The 20,784-nt window shown below is 70.8% G+C and carries 18 protein-coding genes and 2 pseudogenes; 3 read left to right on the forward strand and 17 right to left on the reverse strand.

The annotated features are described in order from the left end of the window. The first annotated feature begins 411 nt into the window (after window positions 1-411). Window positions 412-618 carry a hypothetical protein gene (locus tag Q1K26_RS12455; RefSeq protein WP_300010916.1) on the forward strand — a complete coding sequence of 69 codons (207 nt, stop codon included), beginning with the start codon at window positions 412-414 and terminating at the stop codon, window positions 616-618. Between the two features lie 29 nt (window positions 619-647). Here Q1K26_RS12455 and Q1K26_RS12460 read toward each other — a convergent pair whose 3' ends face one another. Then, a complete protein-coding gene (locus Q1K26_RS12460) occupies window positions 648-1,070 on the reverse strand; it encodes a PIN domain-containing protein (protein WP_300010919.1) in 423 nt (140 codons plus the stop codon). A gap of 243 nt (window positions 1,071-1,313) precedes the next feature. Here Q1K26_RS12460 and Q1K26_RS12465 point away from each other — a divergent pair, with 243 nt between their 5' ends. After that, window positions 1,314-2,567 carry an IS256 family transposase gene (locus tag Q1K26_RS12465; protein WP_300010922.1) on the forward strand — a complete coding sequence of 418 codons (1,254 nt, stop codon included), beginning with the start codon at window positions 1,314-1,316 and terminating at the stop codon, window positions 2,565-2,567. A 481-nt stretch (window positions 2,568-3,048) separates the two neighbouring features. On the opposite strand, the gene Q1K26_RS12470 is transcribed toward Q1K26_RS12465, so the two are convergent. The 4 genes and pseudogenes from Q1K26_RS12470 to Q1K26_RS12485 form a co-directional block, all read right to left on the reverse strand. Beyond that, window positions 3,049-3,627 (reverse strand): hypothetical protein, encoded by a 579-nt coding sequence (locus Q1K26_RS12470; RefSeq protein WP_300010926.1) that lies wholly within the window; start codon window positions 3,625-3,627, stop codon window positions 3,049-3,051. Between the two features lie 240 nt (window positions 3,628-3,867). Then, window positions 3,868-5,032 (reverse strand): annotated as a pseudogene (locus Q1K26_RS12475) (IS701 family transposase). Between the two features lie 30 nt (window positions 5,033-5,062). Continuing rightward, window positions 5,063-5,509 (reverse strand): FAD-dependent oxidoreductase, encoded by a 447-nt coding sequence (locus tag Q1K26_RS12480; protein WP_300010929.1) that lies wholly within the window; start codon window positions 5,507-5,509, stop codon window positions 5,063-5,065. A 1,157-nt stretch (window positions 5,510-6,666) separates the two neighbouring features. After that, window positions 6,667-7,371 carry a hypothetical protein gene (locus tag Q1K26_RS12485; RefSeq protein WP_300010932.1) on the reverse strand — a complete coding sequence of 235 codons (705 nt, stop codon included), beginning with the start codon at window positions 7,369-7,371 and terminating at the stop codon, window positions 6,667-6,669. A 443-nt stretch (window positions 7,372-7,814) separates the two neighbouring features. On the opposite strand from Q1K26_RS12485, the gene Q1K26_RS12490 reads away from it, so the two are divergent. After that, entirely contained in the window at window positions 7,815-8,378 is a 564-nt protein-coding gene (locus Q1K26_RS12490) for a hypothetical protein (protein WP_300010935.1), read from the forward strand. A gap of 3 nt (window positions 8,379-8,381) precedes the next feature. On the opposite strand, the gene mobF is transcribed toward Q1K26_RS12490, so the two are convergent. From mobF to Q1K26_RS12550, 12 genes and pseudogenes are all read right to left on the reverse strand, one after another. Then, complete coding sequence (mobF, locus tag Q1K26_RS12495; protein WP_300010938.1) at window positions 8,382-12,752, reverse strand: MobF family relaxase; 4,371 nt, start codon at window positions 12,750-12,752, stop codon at window positions 8,382-8,384. A gap of 271 nt (window positions 12,753-13,023) precedes the next feature. After that, window positions 13,024-13,830 (reverse strand): hypothetical protein, encoded by an 807-nt coding sequence (locus tag Q1K26_RS12500; RefSeq protein ID WP_300010941.1) that lies wholly within the window; start codon window positions 13,828-13,830, stop codon window positions 13,024-13,026. Beyond that, on the reverse strand, window positions 13,827-14,498 hold the full coding sequence (locus Q1K26_RS12505; RefSeq protein WP_300010944.1) for a hypothetical protein: 672 nt from the start codon (window positions 14,496-14,498) through the stop codon (window positions 13,827-13,829). Before Q1K26_RS12505 ends, Q1K26_RS12500 begins: the two co-directional genes overlap by 4 nt. Next, the gene (locus Q1K26_RS12510) at window positions 14,495-15,088 is read right to left on the reverse strand and encodes a hypothetical protein (protein ID WP_300010946.1); all 594 of its coding nucleotides are present in this window, start codon (window positions 15,086-15,088) and stop codon (window positions 14,495-14,497) included. The genes Q1K26_RS12505 and Q1K26_RS12510 overlap by 4 nt, the downstream gene beginning before the upstream one ends. Before the next feature lie 67 nt (window positions 15,089-15,155). Then, window positions 15,156-17,225, reverse strand: a complete 2,070-nt coding sequence (locus Q1K26_RS12515; RefSeq protein ID WP_300010949.1) for a TraM recognition domain-containing protein — start codon at window positions 17,223-17,225, stop codon at window positions 15,156-15,158. Between the two features lie 73 nt (window positions 17,226-17,298). Beyond that, window positions 17,299-17,577, reverse strand: coding sequence for a hypothetical protein (locus tag Q1K26_RS12520; RefSeq protein ID WP_300010952.1), 279 nt, complete (start codon window positions 17,575-17,577; stop codon window positions 17,299-17,301). Further along, complete coding sequence (locus tag Q1K26_RS12525) at window positions 17,574-17,975, reverse strand: hypothetical protein (RefSeq protein ID WP_300010954.1); 402 nt, start codon at window positions 17,973-17,975, stop codon at window positions 17,574-17,576. Before Q1K26_RS12525 ends, Q1K26_RS12520 begins: the two co-directional genes overlap by 4 nt. After that, window positions 17,972-18,418: a hypothetical protein gene (locus tag Q1K26_RS12530; RefSeq protein ID WP_300010957.1), complete on the reverse strand. Its 447-nt coding sequence runs from the start codon at window positions 18,416-18,418 to the stop codon at window positions 17,972-17,974. Before Q1K26_RS12530 ends, Q1K26_RS12525 begins: the two co-directional genes overlap by 4 nt. Before the next feature lie 269 nt (window positions 18,419-18,687). Further along, a pseudogene (locus tag Q1K26_RS12535) lies at window positions 18,688-18,939 on the reverse strand (WhiB family transcriptional regulator); the annotation flags it as partial. Window positions 18,940-19,066: 127 nt separating this feature from the next. Then, window positions 19,067-19,990, reverse strand: coding sequence for a sigma-70 family RNA polymerase sigma factor (locus Q1K26_RS12540; protein WP_300010960.1), 924 nt, complete (start codon window positions 19,988-19,990; stop codon window positions 19,067-19,069). A gap of 178 nt (window positions 19,991-20,168) precedes the next feature. Beyond that, the gene (locus tag Q1K26_RS12545) at window positions 20,169-20,384 is read right to left on the reverse strand and encodes a hypothetical protein (RefSeq protein ID WP_300010963.1); all 216 of its coding nucleotides are present in this window, start codon (window positions 20,382-20,384) and stop codon (window positions 20,169-20,171) included. Then, on the reverse strand, window positions 20,381-20,713 hold the full coding sequence (locus Q1K26_RS12550; RefSeq protein ID WP_300010966.1) for a helix-turn-helix domain-containing protein: 333 nt from the start codon (window positions 20,711-20,713) through the stop codon (window positions 20,381-20,383). Before Q1K26_RS12550 ends, Q1K26_RS12545 begins: the two co-directional genes overlap by 4 nt. Window positions 20,714-20,784 lie beyond the last annotated feature (71 nt).

Raw genomic sequence — 20,784 nt, forward strand, 5'->3', positions numbered from 1 at the left:
ACGCACGACCAGTCGGGAGGACGTGCACCGACTCCGGATGCCGTCCCCGAGACCCGGCCCCCCGCGTTGGAGCAGATTCTCCGCGCCAGCCTCAACGGGCCCGCGCCACCGAGACATCGAACCCTGTTTGCGCTGGTAGAGGTGGTGGGGCGAGTCGGGTTCGAACCGACGACCCGGCGGCTCCCCGATCAACCACCGTGCGTGTGATCGGCCGAGGTCGTTCATGCTGGCCACTGACCGAGTCGATCATCAACGGAGTTCGGCGCTCAGCCACGGTTCGACGGAGTAAGCGTGGGGATTCCCGTGGGGCTGATCATGACCGCAACGCGGCCACCACCTCATGCACGGCCGCTCGCGCGGCACCCACCATCAGCGGCTGATGACTCTCCCCCGTGGTGCAACACTGATCGCGTGACCAACAGGGAAGACCTGCATCGACTCCACGACGCGGTCCCCGAGACGCGGCTTCCCGCGCTGAAGGAGATCCTCCTCGCCAACCTCGCCGAGCCAGAGCCTCCGGCGCCCCGACAATTCACCAGCACAGGCACTCTCTCGGCGGAGCACGATCTGGCCGAGCGATCCGGAGACATCCTGCGCCGCGACTCCACCGGAGGGTGAACGACAGCGGTCGGACCGAACCGACCCAATCACGCCGGAAGCAGCGTGAACGCCTCGACGTGGCCCGGCCGCACGACACTGAAGCGGCGGCGATCCAGAGTCGCCACCTCGCGCACACCCAGACGCTCCGCGACGGCGATGACCGTCGCGTCCGTGGTGCCCAACGGCATGTCGGCGTACGTCCGCACCAGCTGGGCAGCACGGCGCAGGTCCGCCGTCGTGAGGTCGACCAGCTCGAAGTCCCCGTCGGCCACCGCCGTCAAGAACAGCGCCTCCACCTCCGCGCCGGACTCGCGCGCGAGCATGTACCCGACCTCCGCGACAACGGTCCCCGGGACCAGCAGTGCATGGCCGGCGAGATGAAGCCCGCTGAACAGCTCGACGCACTCGTGGTAGCGATCGTCACCCTGAAGTGCCGCGGCAACGATCGGACCGGTATCGCAAACGATCACGCCGGGCGGCCGAAGCCCTCGCGCAGGATCTCGTCCGTCCGGTCAGCCACGTCGCTGCGCTCCGCGCGACCGGCGCCGAAGAACGCCGGGGGCCACCGACGCTCGCGCGCCGGACGCGCGAGTGGCGTCCATCAGAGTGGTGTACGGCAGGCCCCGCAGGTGAGGGGCGTGGCGTAGACGAGTAGGGCGGCCACCGCGTGATCTTCTTGAAGACCTACCACAGTCCGACAGGAGAACCACGCGATGACCGCTCCGTCCAGTATCGACCCGTCCCGGTTCCTGCACGAGCAGCTGGGGTCCGCGTCGCCGGATCTGCTCCGATCGATGTTGACCACGTTCATGAACACCCTGATGTCCGCGGAGGCCGATGCGGTCTGCGGCGCCCCCTACGGCGAGTCCAGCCCGGAACGCACCAACGTGCGCAACGGCTACCGCCACCGCGAGTTCGATACCCGCGCCGGCACCCTGGACGTGGCGATCCCGAAGCTGCGCGAAGGAAACTACTTCCCGGACTGGCTGCTGGAACGGCGCCGCCGCGCCGAACGTGCACTCACGACCGTGGTCGCGACCTGCTACCTGCTCGGGGTGTCCACCCGACGGATGGAGAAGCTCGTCGACGCCCTCGGGATCACGAGGTTGTCGAAGTCACAGGTCAGTGTGATGGCCGCCGAGCTCGACGCCCAGGTGAGCGAGTTCCGGTCCCGCCCGCTCGATCAGGGCCCCTACACCTTCGTGGCTGCGGACGCGCTCGTGCTCAAGGTCCGTGAGGGCGGGCGGGTGGTCAACGTGCACGCCTTGGTCGCGACCGGGGTGAACGCTGATGGGCACCGGGAGATCCTCGGCCTGCAGGTCACCTCCGGTGAGGACGGCGCCGGCTGGCTGGCGTTCTTCCGCGACCTGACCGCGCGCGGCCTGAGCGGGGTCGCGCTGGTGACCAGCGACGCGCACGCCGGGCTGGTCGCGGCGATCGGGGCCACCCTGCCCGGAGCGGCCTGGCAGCGGTGCCGCACCCACTACGCGGCGAACCTGATGTCTGCGACCCCGAAAGCGTCCTGGCCGTGGGTGCGGGCGCTGCTGCACTCGGTCTATGACCAGCCCGACACCGCGAGCGTGCACGTGCAGTTCGACCGGATGCTCGACACCCTCACCGAGAAGCTGCCGAAGGTGGCCGCCCACCTCGACGCGGCACGGGCGGACGTGCTCGCGTTCACCGGCTTCCCGAAGGAGATCTGGCGCCAGATCTGGTCCAACAACCCCCAGGAGCGACTCAACCGGGAGATCCGCCGCCGGACCGACGTGGTCGGGATCTTCCCCAACCGGGACGCCCTGATCCGCCTCGTCGGTGCTGTGCTCGCCGAGCAGCACGACGAGTGGATCGAGGGCCGCCGCTACCTCGGACTCGAGGTCCTCAAACGCGCCCGCCTCACCACTGTCCCCGACCCCGCCGCGACCCCTGAGGAGGTCCCCACCAGCGACATCCCCGCACTCAGCGCCTGACAACTACAGAAGATCACCCGAACGCCGCTCAAACACCACGCCCCGGGACTTGACCGACGCGCGTGCCGACGGACGTCAGCCAGTGCTGCCGGTAGGTCCTCCTCCGGCAGCTGCTCGACCAGGTCCCGCAGCTCGTCCCGCTCGGCACTCATGACGCCAGCGTAGTGACTACCTCCCACACGACCAGCCTCAACACGACCGCCACCGATCACCGGCAGCTCTCCCGACACCTGCGGGGAGACCGTCGCGGCTGGGTGAACACACGTCCTGCCAGTCCCGGCTGGGATATGAGTCTCGGACGCACAGCAACACGCTGAGCAGCGCAAAGTGGGGCGAGTCGGGTTCGAACCGACGACCTGACGGGTTATGAGGGAACTCGGAGCAGCGCCCTACAGCTCTCACCTGCGTCGATGCTCGCAGGCGATGCTTCAGGAGCGTCGTCGACGTCGCTGGGTGGCCCGATTTCGTGTCACGAACCGTGTCATGTTCGATCTTGGGCCAGTGACGCGACGGAGGGCGTCGTCCCCGACACCGCCGCCTCCGCGAGCGCCTCGCCGAGCACCGGGGCGAACTTCATCAGGTTGTCGCCGTACACGGCGAGGATCGGGCCGTTGCGCCGGAACTCGACACCGTCACCCAGGTTCGGGACGGTCGTGCAGTACAGGCTGTCGACGATCTCCGGCCGCACGGTAAGGAAGCGAGCCGCGTAGTCGGCGATCACTCGCCGGGACGCAGCTACGGCCGACTCACGCCCCCGCTCCCACGCGACCTCGACCGCGTCGACCTGCCCCCCAACGGCCCACCGGCCCGGGCCGGCCTCGTGCTGATACGTGCTCAGCCCATCCGCCGGCTTGTCGATCCACGACTGCCACCCCGACCCGTCGACGGCGAACGTGAACCGGACGTGGTGCGCGAGCAGCGGCGGCGTGTAGATGCCGACCTGTGCCGCGAGATGCGACGTGCTTGCCCCGGCCGCCAGGACGACGGCATCGAACTCCGCCACGCCACCGGCACTCGTGACGACCGCGGTGCCGGCCGCCGAGATCCCGAGCGCGAACACCGGCTCGTGGATGACCGCACGACCGGCCTTGGCGGTGAGGTGATCGCGTAAAGCGTTAATACTGCAACGGCAGTTCGGGTCACGGAGGACGGTGGCCGCGACGGCGGTAGTGACAGACGCGGGCCTCGTATTGGCGGCCTCGGCGCCAGTTCGACCAGTGGATCGCGCTCCTCACGCAGACGACGGGGGCGAGGACGAGTTTGGCGAGCAGGTGGCGGATCTCGTTGCTGCTCAACGGGATCAGGCCGTCGTGACCGGGTCCAGGTCCCCCTTTTTGGCCTCTTGGGCGCGGGTGGCGGCGAGGTAGGCGGCGGCGAGCATCGCCAGGGTGATGTGGGCGTACCAGGCTCGGTAGCCGCGAACCTGGTAGTGATCCAGACCGGCCTCGTTCTTCGCGGTCTGGAAGCACTCCTCGATCGCCCAGCGGGCCGCGGCGACCCGGATCAGCTCCGGCACCGGCGTCGCTGCGGGGCCGGCGCAGCGGTAGAACGCCAGCTCAGGATCCTTGCCTGGTTCCGGGTCGATCTGGCGGCGCACCAGTAGCCAGTGACCCCACCCGTCGGGGAGTCCGTCGGTCTTCGCGGTCGCGGTCAGCGTGAGGACGGCCCAGTCGTAGAGCCGTTCACCGTGCGCACCCGGACCGGCCGAGCGTCGCTCCCACGCGCCTGCCCCGGCCAGCGCGGCGAGGTCGGTGGCGGCGTGGCGGCGCCCGTCGGGGCAGGTCAACAGGTCGTCGCTGCGGGTGGCCAGCACGAACGGCACCCCCCGGGCGGCCAACCAGGCCCGGAAGCTCCGGTTCTGCCCGAACGCCTCGTCCGCGGTAACCCACCCGTGAAGGACCCCGGCATCGTACGCGCGAGCCAACATGTCCAACGCGAGCTGCGGCTTGGTCGCGAACTCCACCTCGGCCGGGACACCGGCGCCCGCGCACCGATCACGGTTCTCGGTCCACGACCTCGGCAGATACAACTCGCGGTCCACCAGCGCCCGACCGCGCGCGGAACCGTAGGCGAGGAACACCCCGAGCTGACAGTTGTCGATCTTCCCGCTGGTGCCGGTGTACTGCCGCTGCACCCCGGCCGACCGCACACCCTTCTTGATGAACCCGGTGTCATCGACGATCCACACCCCGGACGAGTCCCCGAGCTCGTCGAGCACGTATCCGCGCAGGTCATCACGCACCCCGTCGACATCCCACTCCGCAGTACGCAACAGCCGCTGCATCCCGTCCGGGGACACCGCACCGGCATGCTCGGCCAACGTCCAACCGTTCTTGCGCTCCAGACCCGGCGAGCAGCCCACGGAGATACGCACCGACCCGCCGCCGCGGCTCGACCCGACCGAACCGGCCCGCGATCAGCTCTACTACCGCATCCAACGACGCGACCCACCCAGCAAGATCCACCACGCGGTGATCATCACCGCCGGACAGGCATCAGCCTCTCACGACACGCCGAAGTGCCGTTGCAGTATTAACGTTCACGACCCCGCCCCCGACGTCGAGAAGTGTCACCGCGGGTGCGTCGACCACCGGGATGCGCAACTGGTCGGATCCGGCATCGATCAGCTCATAGTCCGCTCCCGCCGCGGCCATCGCCGCGGCTCGATCGGCCACGTCGGTACCCGTGATGACGCATCCCCTGTTGACCAACATCGGGGGGCCGGCGAGGCCGCTCCATCGCTCGAATGCGTCCCGAGCTGTTCGTGCGGCCCGCACCAGCTGCGAGTCAGAATGGGCGACCCGGAAAATGCGCGTCGAGCCTGCCGAACGTTCGCCCATGACCGGCCCGGGCTCGTAGCAGATGGTGGCGTGACCAGCGCCCACCGACGCCGCCAGCGTGGCCATGCCGACGACCCCACCCCCGATCACCGCGATCCGCACATACTCAAGGTTAGCGGCTCGATCAGCGACGGCGCGCTCGATCCGGAGACCGCTCGAGTGTGAAGCTCGCTGCGTCGCCCAGCGTCCCTACCTGCATTGACAGTTCAGGGGAGCCTTCGCGGGATCGGGCAATCGATCGATCGAATGGAGGAACCGGACGAAATGCTGCGTCGGTTTCTACGGCTTATGCACTACACCTCTCGTAGCACTAGTTTCAACTGGGTGTCGCGGACATCATGGATAGACCGTCGGCGAGAAGCCGGCCCCCGTTGACGTAGTGATCACTTATGAGGACAAGATTCATGAACCACAAACTATAGCCGACCCATCGACTCCAACCCCAATCTAACCAGAAGGGGTAGCCGATCAATCGGAGGCGATAGGCTGTCATGAACAGGAATCGAGGCAGAACGCTACGAGGAACCCTGAGTCTTTCCCGCTCGATATTGACATACCACTCCTCACCGGCCTCGTCCATTAGAAACATCTCAGCTACAACTAGACGTCCGCGTTTGCCGCGCATCCGAGTGGGTCGGAAAATGTTTCGCATCTTGAACTGCGACAGCCGATTACGAAATGAATAATAGCTGTCGAATACCAAGTAGAGGAACTTGTCGAAGACTCGCTCGGTAAGTGGGAGATCCTGCCGGGCTCGGTGGCGATCTATCAGGATTTCGACTACTCTACGCTCAGCCTCGCGACGCTCCGCCAGCATGTTTCCTATGCCAGCGTACCTCTGAGTGTGTTGGCGAATACCTCGCAGGACTATGTTGTCTTGAAATCGCCCGAATCTCCTGTCATAGTATCTTAGATCTGCCATATTAAGAGGGGCCTCGGCCGGATTACTTATCACAACGCCAGGTGACGAGTCGGAGGTGCGCCATCGGGTCTCCGAGTCACTCGCCACTAAGTATCGAAGGTTCACGATAGCTACGTGCTCGCGACGCTTCTGAACAACCTGATACCGGAAGGCTTTCCTGCTGTAATACAATGCAAGTACGCTTATCGCAATCGGCGCCCAGGTCACGATATCGGAGAGACTGATTGAGATCTGCATCTCTGCTAACGACATGGTTGGCCAGCCTGCCGCATCCGCCATCTCGCGGTCGCGCTCCTCGCCCCCACTTCGGCAGCGACTACCTGGCCGCTCACGGGCCTCATCCCAACGCGGCGATGATCGCGGGTAGCACCTGCCGTCGACATTCGAGTGTGCCCTCATCCCGCGGGATCTCACTCGTACCGTCACAGAACGCCTTGATGCTGTCTCGGTTGCCGCCAGCGGGGTGCGGCAGATGAACGACCGTGCGGCCCAGCGCCCGGTAGGCGTAGTGGATCGCTGGGCCTGAGTTGAAGGGCTTCCCGTCCAACACCATCATGATATTCCGGACGTTCTCCTTCGCTGAGCCCAGCATGACAACCAGCTTCACCGACTCTGGAAGTCCAGCCTTCAGGTGCCGGGCGACGCATTCGGTTACGAAGGCGGGCGCAGCAGCGATGGTCTGACCAATAACATTTCCACCCGTGCCGATCCAGTCAAGTTGCTTTCGACTATTCTTGCCCCATATTGAAACCGAGCATCGGACCAACGATGCGAAGCCGAAGTGCGGTTCGGTCGACAAGAAGAGGGAGTCGATGTCCAAATTGGAATCGACGAGGCCCGCAGCTGCAAGCAATCTCCGCAGGTCGTTACGCATCTCAGCGAACGGGATGTCCTCGAACCTGGCACCATCGGCGATCTTCTTGTCCTGGTTCGGCCCCTTGGAGAAGCCAAGCACGAGAATATCGGGAGCCGATGAACCCCAGTAGCCGGGGTTTGCCCGCAGACGCCAATGCTTCTTACCGACCACGAACTCCTTCGTCACTTCACTGTTCCAGGGAAGATCCGAATCTCCGAAGCATGCACGACAACCCTGCCGACCGTGCTCAAATGCAGACGACGACTCCGCTGACGAAGACATGAACCATTCAACCACAAGAACTTCGCTCCCGGGAAGTGCCGCTGCTCGATTGCGGCCGCTACGAGAGCGCACCTCGACATGCGTACGTCGCGCTCGTTATTGTGCGGCCAGTCCTCCCCGGCCCCCTCGTCCTGGCCGCTCTGCTCGTCGCGCCGGCGGGGTCAAGGGTGCAAATCGCGGAGCGACGCCGTAGGCGCCCTTGACGCCGCCGGCGCGACGTGGACGATTTCGGCCGAGGGGCCGCCGCAGCTCCCAGCCAGCTCCGGCTGCTCGCCCGGCTCGCGGGCGGAGCCCGCGGCCGGTCGCGCGGACGAATGCTGTCGGTGGTCGGGCGCACACTGGTGCCCATGAGGATGCTGAGCACGGTGCCGGAGTGGGTACGACCGCCGCGACCGGCGGTCGTGCGCATGGAGGGCTTCCTCCTGAGGCTGTACGGGCGGACAAAGTCGCCGGAGGTGTTAGGGGCGTGGGCCTGTCTGGACTGGTTGGGCGGCTGGCTGGGCGAGAAGACGCGTGGACCGCTGATCCTCCGCGGGTTACCCACGGAGGCCGCGGCCCGCGGGGACATGCGGGTCGCCTCGGCGATCGCGGAGGGCGAGACCTATCCGGGCCCAGCGTGGTGGGACGGGCACGCGATCGCCGTCGGCGACCGGATGCCGGTCGAGGAGTGGGCCACGCGGATCGCGAGCGAGTACGAGCGCCACTACTGCCACGGGGTGCGAGTTGCGTTCGGCTGGCTGCTCGGCGTCGTCGACGACCCGGCGCTGCTGGCGCCAGTGCGGGACGGCGAGGGCGCCCGCATCTCGATGGTGGACCGTGAGGCGTACCGCTGTCATCTGCGGGAGATCGCCCAGCTCGCCGCCGGACCCGAGGTCCCGGGCGATCGTCGCCGGGCGATACCTACAGGCTGACCATTAGCCGGTGTACTCCGCCGGCTCGAGCACGGCGGCCTGGTCCTGGTCGATGTGTTCGGCGAGGTCGGCATCATCGACGGCCCATCGGGTCAGCTCGGTGGAGCGTTCGTCCTCGTTGGTATGGGCGTCGAGCACCTGGCGGGCCTCGATCTCGGCGAGCGAGCGGCGGGCACGGGCGATCGAGTCGGCTGTGTCCTGGGCACTCGCCTCACGGACGACGTCCTCGCGGGTCTGACGCGGCTCGGCAGCGGCTACCTCGCGGATGTCGGGCACGGCGGTCGCGACCTGCGACTCCCGGTCGTCGACGCGCACAGCATGACGATCGGGTTCGAGGTCGAGTTCGGTGATGTCCCGGTGCCCGTCCTCAGCGGCGCGGGCAGCGTTGTCAGCCTCCAGCCATTCCTGCGCGGTGACCCGCTGCTCGGGCTCCTCGTCGGCGTGCCGATCGGCGAGGATGAAGGCCGAGATCTCGGCGTTGGCGCGGGTTGCCGCGCTGTGCGCCAGGAATGCGGCGCGGGCGTCGTCAAGACCCTCCAGTTCGATGACTCGGGCGTCGAGGGTCGTGGCGAGCGCGGCGGCTTGGGCGGCTTCGGTCTGCAGCCGGTGCCGCTCGGCCGGGTCGGTAGCGATTTCGGCTTCGGCGGTGCGTAGCGCAGCGGTGCGGCGGTGCTGGTCGGCGGCCTGGTGGGTGCCGGCGAGTTCGTTGCCGACGTAGCGCGGCCCCCACGCCTTCTCGCGTTCCCAGGCGATGATCCGCATGCGGTGCAACCCGTCCGACATCTCGTGCTCGGCACGGTCGATGTCCGGACCGCCAGCAGCGCGCCAGGCGTTGCGGTAGGCGGCGTAGGCCTCGACCTGCCCGGGCGCGGGAGCCGGACCGAGCGCGTCGGCGGGGTCGTCGTGGCCGCGCAGTTCGCGGTAGGCCGCGATCGCTCCGGCGCGCTGCTGCCAGTTCTCGCGCTCGCGCGGGTCGTCGGGCACCGCGCCGAGCGCCTCGACCGCCCACGCGGTCGCGTCCTTCGCTGCGACGCGGCCCAGCTCGGCGGTTCGCTGGTCCGCTGCGGCGGCGAGCGTGTCGAGGTAGGTGTCCCACTCTTGGTCACCGGTGCGTGGCGTCCAGTCCGCCCACGCGGTGCCGACCGGGTCGAAGCGGCGGGTGTTGCCGTCGGTGATCCGGGCGTGCAGGACGTTCGTGGTGTTCTTCGCGCCGGTTAGCGATCGCTCGGCGACGGCGTCGAGGAGCAGCTGGTGCGGGTCCTGCCCGGCGAGCTCGGCGCGGCGCAGGACCCGTGCCAGCGACGGGGCGCCGTCCTCGGCAGCGATCCGGGCCCGCTGGTCGGGTGAGAGGTGCCCGGCTGCGGTGAGCTGGTCGAGCCAGCCGACGGTGCGGGCAGTGGCCGCGATGTGCGCGGCGTCAGCGAGTCGCTCCCCCGCCGTCTGCGCCGAACCGGCGACGGCGGTGGACTCCTCGGCGATCGCCACCGCGGATCGGGTGCTGAGCGGGTCGCGGTCCGAGAGCTGGCCGGCGAGCACAGCGATCGGGTCGCGGTGCAGCTCGTGGCGTTCGTCGCCGCGGGCCGGGTCGTCGACGGTGGAGCGGGTGACGACGTGCGCGGTGTTCGCGTCGCGGCCGCGCGACATCCCGACGTACAGCCCGGCCGGGCCGGTGCGGCCGGAGATGATCGTGTGGGTGGTGTCGACGGTGCCGCCCTGCGCGGCATGGACGGTGGAGGCGTAGCCGAGCGCGAGGTGCCCTGCGACGTAGGCAGGCGGGAGGACGAGCCGCTCGCCGAGCACGTCGCCATTGGGGGTGCGGCCGGTGATGACGGCGACCTCGAGCCCGCCGTCGGGGCGGACCGCCTGCACGCGGTAGTGCTCGCGGTTGATCGCCCCGCGCGGGTTGCCCTCGTACCCGGCGAGGGTCCAGTCGAGCTTGCGGGCCTCGACGAGATCGCCCACGCCGGCGTAGGTGCCCTGCAACCCCAGCTGCACGCCGTACTCCTGGACCTGGCCCAGCCGGACCAGCTCCGCGCGGATCGCGGACGACACGCGCGCGGCCTGCTCGTTGGTGTCGACGACCAGCAGCGAGCGGCGGCCGGCGAGGGTGTCGCCCAGCCACGCGGCCGCGGCGGACGCCTCCGCTTCGTCGCGGGTGCCGGAGTCGAGCAGCCGGCCGTGCTGGTGGTACTCGCGCAGCACCGATTCGTCGCCGTCGCGCAGCCGCAGCGAGGCGCCGCGTTCCCACTCCTGGTTGAACCGGCGGGCTTCGGCGAGTTCGTAGCGGGCGCCGCTCGCGGCGACGAGGTCCATCGCGCCGCCGGCGCCGACCGCGGCCAGCTGACGGTGATCGCCCACGAGCAGCAGCTTCGCGCCCGCCCTGTCGACGTGGCTGTGGATCGCGGCGAGCGCGGCGGTGTCGGTCATCGCGGACTCGTCGACCACGACCAGATCCCCGGCACCAAGCCGCCACGCCTGGTCGGCGTCGATCGGGCGCGGGCCGGCGGCACCGGCACCGGCTGCGAGGCGGCGCTGCGCGGCGAGCCACGCCGCGACGTTGCTCGCGTCGAGGCCCTCGGACTTGAGGACCTCGGTCGCGATCTGGGAGGTGGCCAGCCCGAACACCCTCCGCGCGCCGCTCTCCGGCACGTCGGCGTCGCTCCAGGCCCGCGCGATGGTGCCGACGACGAACGACTTGCCGGTCCCGGCCGGCCCGACCAGGGTCTCGACGCGGGCGCCGGAGGTGAGCACGCCGCGCACGGCGGCGGCCTGGTCGGGTCCGAGGTCGATCCCGGACTCGGCCAGGGAGCGCAGGAACCGGTCCGCGACCGGGTGTGGCAGCGCCGCGGCCCCGCCGGATGCGGTGGCCGCGACGAGGGCGCGTTCGGTGCGGACGTGCTCCGGCGTGGCGTAGAGCCGCGATCCCGGCGCCTGGTAGGAGGAGTCGCCGTTGTCCAGGCGCAGCTCGGCGGGCAGCAGCTCGTCGCCGGGCCGCGCCTGGTCGAGCGTCGTCGCGTAGTCCAGCGCCTTGTCGGTGAGCGAGTCGAGCAGCTGCCCGATGTCGCGCCCGTCGGTGATGCCCAGGTGGTCGGGCAGCGCTGTGTTGATCGCGCTGGTCAGGTCGGCCTTGGTCCAGCCGGCCTTCGCGGACTGGACCTGTTCGAGCGCGACCTCGATCACCGCCTGCGGTGACCACTCCTGCGCGGCCACCGCGTCGGGGCGGGCGCCGAGCACGGTGTGCGCGACCCCTGCCAGTCCGCCGTCGATGTCGGCGCGGATGCGTTCGTCGATCCGGTCCAGCAGCTCGTTGCGGGATTCCCCGATGTGCGACTTCGCCGCCCGGGTCGACAGGGTGGCCTGCTGGGCGAGCCGTTCGCGCTGCAGACCGTTCGGCGCGCGGCCGTAGCGCTGCTCGTAGGCGTCGACGAGTTCCTGGGTCTTCGCGGTCACCTGGTGGCGTCGGGTCGAGATCAGGTCCATCGCCTCCTGCACGACGCCGACGATCTCCCGGGCCTTCCCGTCCGGCCGGGTGGCGACCAGCACCCCGAGCGCGTGGCTCAGGTGTTCCTCCATCGTGCGTTCGGCGACGGCGGCCGCGGCCGGGCGCCACCGGTACAGCGACTGGCCGTCGATGGTCAGCCACACCCCGTCGGGGTCCTCCACGCGGTTGAGCAACGCGTTGTGGATGTGCAGGTGCGGATCGTGCTCGCGCGAGTCGTGTTGCAGGAAGCTCGCGACGGTCCAGCCGTGGGCGTCGGCCCACCGGCCGGCCTCGCCGCCGTGGTGCCCGGTGCGGGTGTAGCCGGCCTTCTCCGCGAAGTACGCCAGCCCGGCGTTGTTCCCGGCCCAGATCGCGTCCTCCACCGCGGTCCGGAACTGTGCCCACGCCGCCGCGGTCTCCTCGTCACCGACGTTCCGTGCGGCGGTCTCCTGCGCCTCGAATGCCGTATGAACGAGGGTCACCGACTTCTGGACGTTGAACGTGAGGTCGAAGAAGGCGACGTTGTGCCGCGCCTTCTTCCCGGCCTCTGTACGGAGTTCAGCGAGCCGTTCACCGGTGGCGTTCGGTTCGCGTTCAACGGCGGCGGCGTACAGCTGCTCCTCGGTCTTGTACTTGCGGCCGGCGTGCCCGAGCGTGTCGACGTCGTCCCACTTCTCGGGGTCGCTGAACCCCTCGGCGCGCGGGTCGAGGAACCGCTCGTAGACCGCGCGCATGTCCTGCGCCTCCACCAGCCCCGTGAGGCCGAGCTTCTCGGCGCCGGCGCCCCACCATCGCCCCGGGGGCTCGCCCTCGGTGACCGCGCCGGTGTAGTAGTTCTCCCGACCGGTCGCGACCTCCTTCAGCAGGTAATCCGGGCTGTAGCCGGACGCCACGCTCAGCACCATGACGACCCCACTCGGGTCGAAACGATCATGAGCGAGGCACCTGCAAGATCAACCGCGCGGAGCGCCGGTTCCGGTCGGCCGGAGGCCGACCCGCACCAGTTGATCACGATGCAAAGGTGTGGTCGCTCTGATCTTGTGGCTTGTCGCTCGTGCTCGTTGTTCTTGTTCGTCCGTCTGGAGTAGTGCTCGGCCGTCCGTCGTCTCGTTCTGGTGGTCGGCTCGCTCGGGTTGCTGGCGTAGGTGGTTCGGGTCGTCGTAGTCATGGCTGGGTCCTCGCGTCGGGTCTGTCGGCGTCGTCGGGCTGGGTGGTGTGGATCAGATGTAGGGGTGTCGGCTGCGCTCGGAGGGCTCGCAGGACGGCGGCTGCGGTTCCCCGGGAGACCTCGGCGAGTGCGGCAAGATCGGTGACGGTCGGGAGCGCGCCGTGGCGCTGGGCGTGCCGCGTCGCGGCCGCCGACGCTCGATCGCGGGCCGGGGACGGCCCTGGCCGAGCGGCGCGCTGTTCAACCGGCCGGGCCGCGAGAGTCGGAGTGTCGGCGGCAGGCTGGACGGCGGCCGGACGCTGTACACCTGGACCGGCAACCGGAGTGCCGTTCAACGGCTGTACATCGCCCGGGTTGTACAGCGGCGATTGGACGTCGGACGGCTCGGCCCGCTCGTCTGCCGGTGGGCTGTCGGTGGCGAGCAGGTAGAGCAGGTGCGCCACGATCGCGGCGGCGACGGCGGGCCACGCGCCGACGCCGAACCGCAGCAGCGGCGATGCGTCGACCGCCGATCCCGACGCAAGGAACGCGGCCTGCGCCAGCCCGGACAGGCCCGCCGCGAGCACCACCACCGCCCACGCATAGCGAGCCCCGGAGCCGGTGAGCCGGGCGGTGGCGGCGTAGGCGACCAGGGCGAGCCCGTCGGTGATCAGCGGGTAGAGCCAGGCGATCCCGGCGGGGACGCGGGCGGCGTGGGCGACCTCGTAGAGGCCGTGCGCGGTCGCGACCGCTGCGCCCACCGCGACGGCGAGGCCGGGCAGCCAGATCCCCCAGCGCGCAGCGCGCGACAGAGAGTCGGTCATCGAATCGGTACCCCGTTCCGGGTCGGCGGGGCGGCCGGCTCGGGTGCGGGGTCGTCACGGGCGGTCGTCCACCAGTGCGCCATCCGCTCCACCGTGTCGAGCCCCGGCACGGCGACGGCGCCGGTCGGGGCCTGGTCCCAGCCGGGCCGGGTCTGGTGCCGCTCGATCGAGCACGAGCCGGCACTGCCGCGGATGCGTCGCACGACCCCGGGCCGGGACCGTTCGTGCCAGTCCCCGGCCAGCGCCACCGCCGCGGCCGGGCCCTGGTACGCGGCGCACCAGGCGTGCATCAGCCACACGAGTTCCTCGACGACGTCCGGGTGGTAGAGCCAGCACTCCGGTAGGGCCATCGCGCCGTCGGGGTAGCGCAGGAAGATCGCGTGCAGCCACGCGGTCAGCTCGCCGAGCAGCCGCCGCGCGCCGAGCTCGTCGTCGGGCAGCATCAGCCACGACGGAGCCGGAGCTGCGGCCGGACGGGCCGACAGCATCGCGACGACGTCGGTGACCTGCGCGAGCAAGCCGGCCAACTCGTCGACCCGGTCCCCGACCGGCAGCAACGGGTCGACCGCACGGCGCAGTGCCTCGACCTCGCGGGCGAGTCCGGCCACCGAGCGGGCGACCTCCGCGCCGTCGTCCTCGGTGCCGGCGGGTTCGGCCGGGCGGTTCATCGGGACCACCCCGAGTCGCCGTACGGCGGGTCCATGAAGCCGCGCGACTCGGTGTCCTGCTCCACGGCGGGAGCATCGTCGTGCCAGCGGGCGAGCTGATCACGCCGAGCCTCCAGCTCCGAGCCGTCGACGACCGTGCACCACGGCACCGGACCGACCGGTCGCTCGCACTCCCACACCGTCCGCGGGTCGGCGTCGTCGACGCCGATCTGATCGCGCAGCGCAGCAGCGCGCGCGGCCAGTTCGGCCGGGTCCACCACGTGGGCCGGCTGCGCCTGGGGCGGGAGCACGTCCGGATGGGGCAGGTCCAGCCGTGCGGACCCGCCCGGGTGCCACCACTGCGAGTCGTCAGCGTCGAACGCGACGTCGTCGGGGCCATCGGTCCGGTTGAGCTGGGCTCCGTGGCGGTGCAGCTCCCGGTCGAGGGACGAGTCGGCGTCGACGATCCGGGCGAGCAGCGCGTCCTTCTCGGCGAGGAACGCGGCCCGCTCGGCCGGGTCGGCGGCGCGGCCTTGCGCGGACAGCTCGCGTAGCCGGCGGGTCAGCGCCGCGACCTCGGCGATCGTGGGACGGTCATAGGGCGGGTTCATCGGGCACCTCCAGGTGTGACGGCCACGCGGCGCGGCCGGGTGTGCGTGCGGGATCGGTCGGGCCGGTTCACGGGTTCCACCACGCCTGCCCGAACGGGAGGTCGGTACGGCTGGCCGGGCTCTCGGTCGCGGGGCCGGGTTGGTGACGACGGGGGTCGGTCGGCGCGTCCGGCCGAACGGTCCCGGTGTCGGCTCCGGGGCCGGGTCGCTGCCAGTGGGCATCACCGTTGGTGTGCGCGGGCCAGGCCGCGACGGGCACCGGGATCTCGACGGTGGGCGGGTCCAGGTCGACGAGCACGCCCCGGGTGTCCGGCCAGATCCCGGCGAACAGGCGGCGACCACGGGCGTGCAGGGCGCGCGCCCATCGAGCGATCGCAGCCCCGGCACGGGCGCCCGTGGACCTTGTCCACCGCCGGCACGTTGCGGCGCAGACACGAACCGGGCGGGTTGCCCACGCCCACCATCGGCGTCCGGTGGCGGCCCAGCGAGCGAGCCGGGCGGCCAGCTCCGGGTGCGCAACAGCGAATGCGAGCGCACGGACGTCCCGGCGGTGCCACGCCATCCGGGCGCGCCCGAGCACCGGGTTGATCCCGCGGCGGAAGACCAGCACCCGGCCCTCGGGCAGGTTCGCGATCTGTGCCGGGGCCATCACCGGCACGCTGCGCACGGTCCGCGAGCGGCCGCGGCCGTGCGGGTCGGTGGTCCAGATCGGCTCGTCGCGGTCGCCGCTGAGGGTGGACCAGAAGGTCAGGTCGTCCCGGTCGCCGGTGCCGCCGAAGATGACCTTCGCGGCGGCGTTGGTCATGATCTGTCCGGTCTTCGCGGATCCGTAGCGGTCGATCATCTGCTGCCGAGACTGGAAGACCGCGATGATCGTGACGTTCCGGCCGCCCATGTCCGCCGTCCAGGATTCGAGCGGGACCGGGCAGATCAGGAACGCCTCGTCGAGGTACAGGCCGAGCGGGGGGTCGAGCCGCCCGCCTGGACGCTTCACGGCGATCTGGCGGGCCTGCCGGGCGATGTGCCCGGTGAGCGCGCACATCAACGGCGCCACCTGGGCTTCCTCGGCTCCGAGCAGGAACACCGTCGCCCGCTCCCGCAGGAGCTGCTCGACGTCGAACCCGTGCCCGGGCGCCGCGGCCTCGACGGCAGCCCGGTTGTTGAGCCAGCCCAGCGCCAGCGTCATCGTCGTGGTGATCGAGGTCTGGGTCTTCGAGTTCGTGCCCAAGAACTGGGCGGCGTCCTGGGCGAAGGCCTCCATCGGGGAACGCTGCAACGCCGCGGACACCTCACGACGCGCCACATCCGGCTCACCGACCCACGTGAGGACCCGCCCCATCCGATAGCCACCCAGCGCGGCGGCGTGCAGCAGCATCGCCAGGGCGCGGCGAGCCTGGGCGTCCCAGAACTCCCGGTCCCCACCCCCGCCGTGGGAGACCGCGCCGATCATGTCCGTGGCGCGCTCGACCGCCGTCTCCGGATCGGTGCAGCCGGTCAGCGGGTCGAAGGTCACCGTCGACGGGATCCCGCCCAGTCCGACGGCGTTGAACACCCACACCGGGCCCTTCTTCGCTCGCAGCGGCCCGCACAGCGCGAGCAGGTCCGTGCGCGTCGAGGTGACCAGGACCGCGCCGGGGGCGTCGATGATCCGCCCCGCCAGCCACCCGGTCTTGCCGGTGCGCGGCCCGCCGAACACGAGCGTGACGTCCTCGATCGAGCACCACACCGTCTGCACCCCGGTGCGGCACAGCTCGATCCCGTACTCGACGACGGGGACCCGCATCAGCGCCCACCGGCCGAGACCGGTCAGCGCGGGGCGGACCTTGCGCACCTTGGCGCGCAGCGCGCGCCCCGACGCGCGGCGGGCGATCGCCGCCGACGACGCCGTTCCGGAGCTGCGCCGGGTGCGCCCGGTCCACCGGGTGATCAGTGCCGCCGAGCGGGACAGGTGATGCCATCCCAGCCCGACCGCCAGCACGACGGCGATCACGTAGGCCCACCACGGGAGCTGACGCAGCAGTGTCCACGCGGCCAGTGCTGCGAACGCGCCGCACCCGATCGCGGCCGGATACGCACCGCGCCGCCAGAACAGCACGGCGGCAACGACCGCGACGACGAGTAGCAGGAACACATTCACGACGGACCTCCTGTCCGGTCCAGCAAGCAAGTGGGACCGCCGGCGCGGTCGGGATCAACGGGTGGGCGGAGAGTCATCGCGCACCCCGCAGGTACGCCGAGCCCAGGGCGCACGCGCCGAGCAGCACCAGCGCGCCCACGGCCACGGCGACGACGACCCCGCCGAGTAGCAGCACGAGCAGCCCCAGCGCGGTTGCCGCGACCGCGCCGCCGCCCGCGGCCAGGACCACCACCGGCCCAGTCGAACCGCGCGGCCGGCTGTGACCGGCCTCGGTCGTTCCGGAGGCGTCTGCCCACCGGTCGGGCTCCCACGGCGCGGTGTCCCAGGACTCCGGGTTCCAGCCGCCGGTCATCGGTCGGCTCCGACCGCGTGGGCGACCGCGGTGGCGATCGCACGGGCGTTGCCCGGACCCATCGCCCGGAACCGGAACCGATCCGTCCCGAGCGCGATCGCCAGGTCCAGGACCGCGAGTTCGGTCGAGGACGCCGCGTCGAACTCGCCGTGCTCGTAGGCGGTACGCGCGGCGGGGAAGTCGATCCACCACTCGCCGTCCGGGCTGCGGTTGACGCAGGCGCGGAGGAAGTCCCCGCGGCGCGGCCACACCTCGTGCGCGAGCAGCAGCCATACCGCGGCCTGAACGTGCGCGTCGTGCCCGTCGATCCAGCAGTGCAGTCCGGCCACCACGCCACCGGCCGTTGTTCCGCCGGCCACCCGCATCCGCGCGGCCCTGGAGCCGTTGCGCGCGTTCACCGCGACGCCTCGCTGTCCGGCGCGGCGCGGGCGGTCTCGACGCCGATCCGCCCGATCAGCGACCAGAAGGTGTTCAGCTCCAGCGTCACGGCGCAGGTCTTGGAGCTGAGGAGGTCCAGCACCTCGGCGGCCTGCGCCAGAAGCTCGCGCGGGTCGACGGCGCGCTCGTCGTCGTAAACGGCCTGCCCGTCCGGCAGGCTGTCGGCGTAGCCGGCAACCTGCGTGCTGACCAACCGCATCAGTGACGAGATCGGCCCCAACGTCGCGACCAACTCGCGCGTCAGCCCGTAGATGTCCTGGTGGTCCACGGTCCCGGCGTTCTGGTGGGCCTCCAGAGCGGCCCGCCAGGCTGCCGTACCCGCCTCGGCCCGGCGCACCGCCGGTGACCCGTCGGTCTGCTCGTGCCGGTCGTTGTTCTCGAAACCGCTGTTCGTCCTACTCATCTGCCCTCGTGTCCTTCCACTGATTGGGTCCCTGACATGGCGAGGGGAGCCCGGCGCTCGGCGCCGCTCCGCTGCGCGCCCGTGCTCGTGCGTGTGGAGCGGACCTGGGCGGCCCACCGGGCGGCGGTGCGCTCGCTCACCCCGAACTCCCGCGCCACCGCCCTGGGCGTTGCCCCCGCGCGGATCGCGGCCCGTCCGGCGGCGGCGACCTCGCCCGCGGTCCCGCCCGCCGGGCGCTCCGGAGCCCGGCACGTTCGGCGGCGCCCGTGACGACGAGCTCGCTCGTCCCGGCGCTGCTCCTCCGTCATCCCGCCGGCCAGTCCGTACGGGAGAGCGAGCGCCCACGTCAGGCACTCGGGCCGAACCGGGCACCCGGCGCACACCGCCAGCGCCACCGCCACCTGCGCCTCGTACTCCGGGCCGGCGGTGGCAGCAGGAAAGAACCGCTCGGGATCTCCACCCCTACACGCGGCCCGGTCCCGCCACCGACCCTCCGCCGTGCACACCGCCCGCTCGTCCATGATCGTCATTGCCGCTCCCTGATCGTGAGAAGTGGTGGGCCGGTCGAGCCCGCATCACCAGATGGCGGCCCGGCGTGGTCGGCGAGGCTCGCGGTCGCGCACGCATGCCACCGGGCGATGCCGGGCCTCATGCCGCACCCGCCGTGTCCGCGGTGCGCTCGTTCGCGTCGACCTCATCGGCGACGATCGAGTCCGCGCCGTCCTCGACGACGTCACGCGGCCGGTCGACCTCCGCGAGCCCGTCGCCGATGGCCTCGTGCAGGGCGTCAACAGCCGCGCGAGCCCGGTCCATCGGATCGGGCGCGACATCGTCGACCACCGGCGCCGCCGAACCGTGGCGCTCGTGAAGCGCGTCGACCGCGGCCCGCGCGTGGGCCAACGGATCGTCATCGCTATCTGCGTCGGCGGGAACAGCGGCAGCATCCCGGTCCGCGCGCCGGGCCTTCTCCGCCTCCCACGCGCGCTTCCCACGCTCCGCCGACGTCAGGTTCAACGCCTGTGGGTTGGGCGACCGCACCCCACACAGCTCGCGCATCTGCGCCATCGCCCGGACCTGCGCCGCCCGCACGCCCGTGGGGGTGATCCCCAGCTCGACGGCCGCATCCGCGGTGCCGCGGTCGGCCAGCACGCTCGCCCGCATCACCTCGGCCTGGCGCGGCGACAGCTGCGCCAGCAGCGCCTCGACCCGCTCCCGGGCGTGCGCGGTCTCGTCCCGCCGCTCGACCTGCTCGGCCGGGCCCGGCTCGTTGGCCGCCACCCACGTCGCTTCCGTGACGTCCGTCGGCGTCGGTCGGCGCGCGAAGTCCTGGTAGCTGTTGAGCACCTCGTACCGGGCCGTCGCCGCCGCGTAGCCCCAGACGGACTCGATCTCGCGGTCGCTCTCCAGCGCCCGCCAGATGCCGAGCAGCGCGCGCTGTGCGGCGTCATCGCCGTCGACCTCGCCCAGCCGGCCGCGGCAGATCGCCCGCACCATCGGCTCGACCTCGCGCAACCGCGCCGCCGTGTCCGTGCGGTCGCGGGCAGTGATCAGGACGTCCCGCTGCCCTACCATCGGGACCTCTCCTGTCCGGTCCTGGACTCCGAGAGATCGGCCCGGCGGCTGTGTCCCGCCAAGAACCCGTCGCCGGGCCTACCCACGCTTGACCTCCGCGTTCGTTGCACCGGAGCCCGCCGAAGCGGCAGGCGTTGACTCCGCCGCGTCAAGCGACGCCGGACACGCACGCGGGCGGTCATCCCTCCGCCTCACCGTCGGTCAGGGGCTGTGACGCCTCGCTGATGGACGACAGGAAGTCCGACACCAGTCCGGGCAGACCAGCGCCGGCCGGCGTGCCGATGAACAGCACCAGCCCGATCAGCGCGAACGCGACCGCGCCACCAGGCACCCGCGCCTTCGCGCAGATCACCGAACCGACGACGGCGAAGAAGATCAGGACGCCGACGCTCATGACTCGCCGTCCTCTCGGCGAGTGACGACGAACGACGCGGCGTCGACGACGCTCCCCGCATCGACGGCGCCCTCGATCAGCGCGTCGAGCACGCGGGCAGGGACGATGACACGGCCGCGGACCCGCACCGCCGGGAACTCGCCGGCGTTGATCGCGCGGTAGAGCGTCACGGAGGAGATGCCGGAAATCTCCGCGACCTCGGCGACGCTGTAGAAGCGCCGGGCATATGCCGGACGCTCCGGAAGGAGCTGGCCGAGCGTGCGTCGTGTGGGAGTGCTGCGGATCGGCGTAGCCGGTTGGGGCGCCGAGTTGATGTCTGCTGAAGTCATGGACCAAAGGTCACGGCGACCAGGACGACCGGACCACGACCGCGAAGCGACCTGAGCCGGACCTCTCCGTG

Origin of the sequence: Pseudonocardia sp., assembly GCF_029263155.1 — a bacterium.
GTDB lineage: Bacteria > Actinomycetota > Actinomycetes > Mycobacteriales > Pseudonocardiaceae > Pseudonocardia.

Bases quoted from the DNA above. Each gene is read 5' to 3' on its own strand.
- Q1K26_RS12465 (WP_300010922.1), top strand. From the start codon at position 1,314: ATGACCGCTCCGTCCAGTATCGACCCGTCCCGGTTCCTGCACGAGCAG.
- Q1K26_RS12490 (WP_300010935.1), top strand. From the start codon at position 7,815: ATGAGGATGCTGAGCACGGTGCCGGAGTGGGTACGACCGCCGCGACCG.
- Q1K26_RS12500 (WP_300010941.1), bottom strand. From the start codon at position 13,830: ATGACCGACTCTCTGTCGCGCGCTGCGCGCTGGGGGATCTGGCTGCCC.
- Q1K26_RS12505 (WP_300010944.1), bottom strand. From the start codon at position 14,498: ATGAACCGCCCGGCCGAACCCGCCGGCACCGAGGACGACGGCGCGGAG.
- Q1K26_RS12510 (WP_300010946.1), bottom strand. From the start codon at position 15,088: ATGAACCCGCCCTATGACCGTCCCACGATCGCCGAGGTCGCGGCGCTG.
- Q1K26_RS12520 (WP_300010952.1), bottom strand. From the start codon at position 17,577: ATGACCGGCGGCTGGAACCCGGAGTCCTGGGACACCGCGCCGTGGGAG.
- Q1K26_RS12530 (WP_300010957.1), bottom strand. From the start codon at position 18,418: ATGAGTAGGACGAACAGCGGTTTCGAGAACAACGACCGGCACGAGCAG.
- Q1K26_RS12540 (WP_300010960.1), bottom strand. From the start codon at position 19,990: ATGGTAGGGCAGCGGGACGTCCTGATCACTGCCCGCGACCGCACGGAC.
- Q1K26_RS12545 (WP_300010963.1), bottom strand. From the start codon at position 20,384: ATGAGCGTCGGCGTCCTGATCTTCTTCGCCGTCGTCGGTTCGGTGATC.
- Q1K26_RS12550 (WP_300010966.1), bottom strand. From the start codon at position 20,713: ATGACTTCAGCAGACATCAACTCGGCGCCCCAACCGGCTACGCCGATC.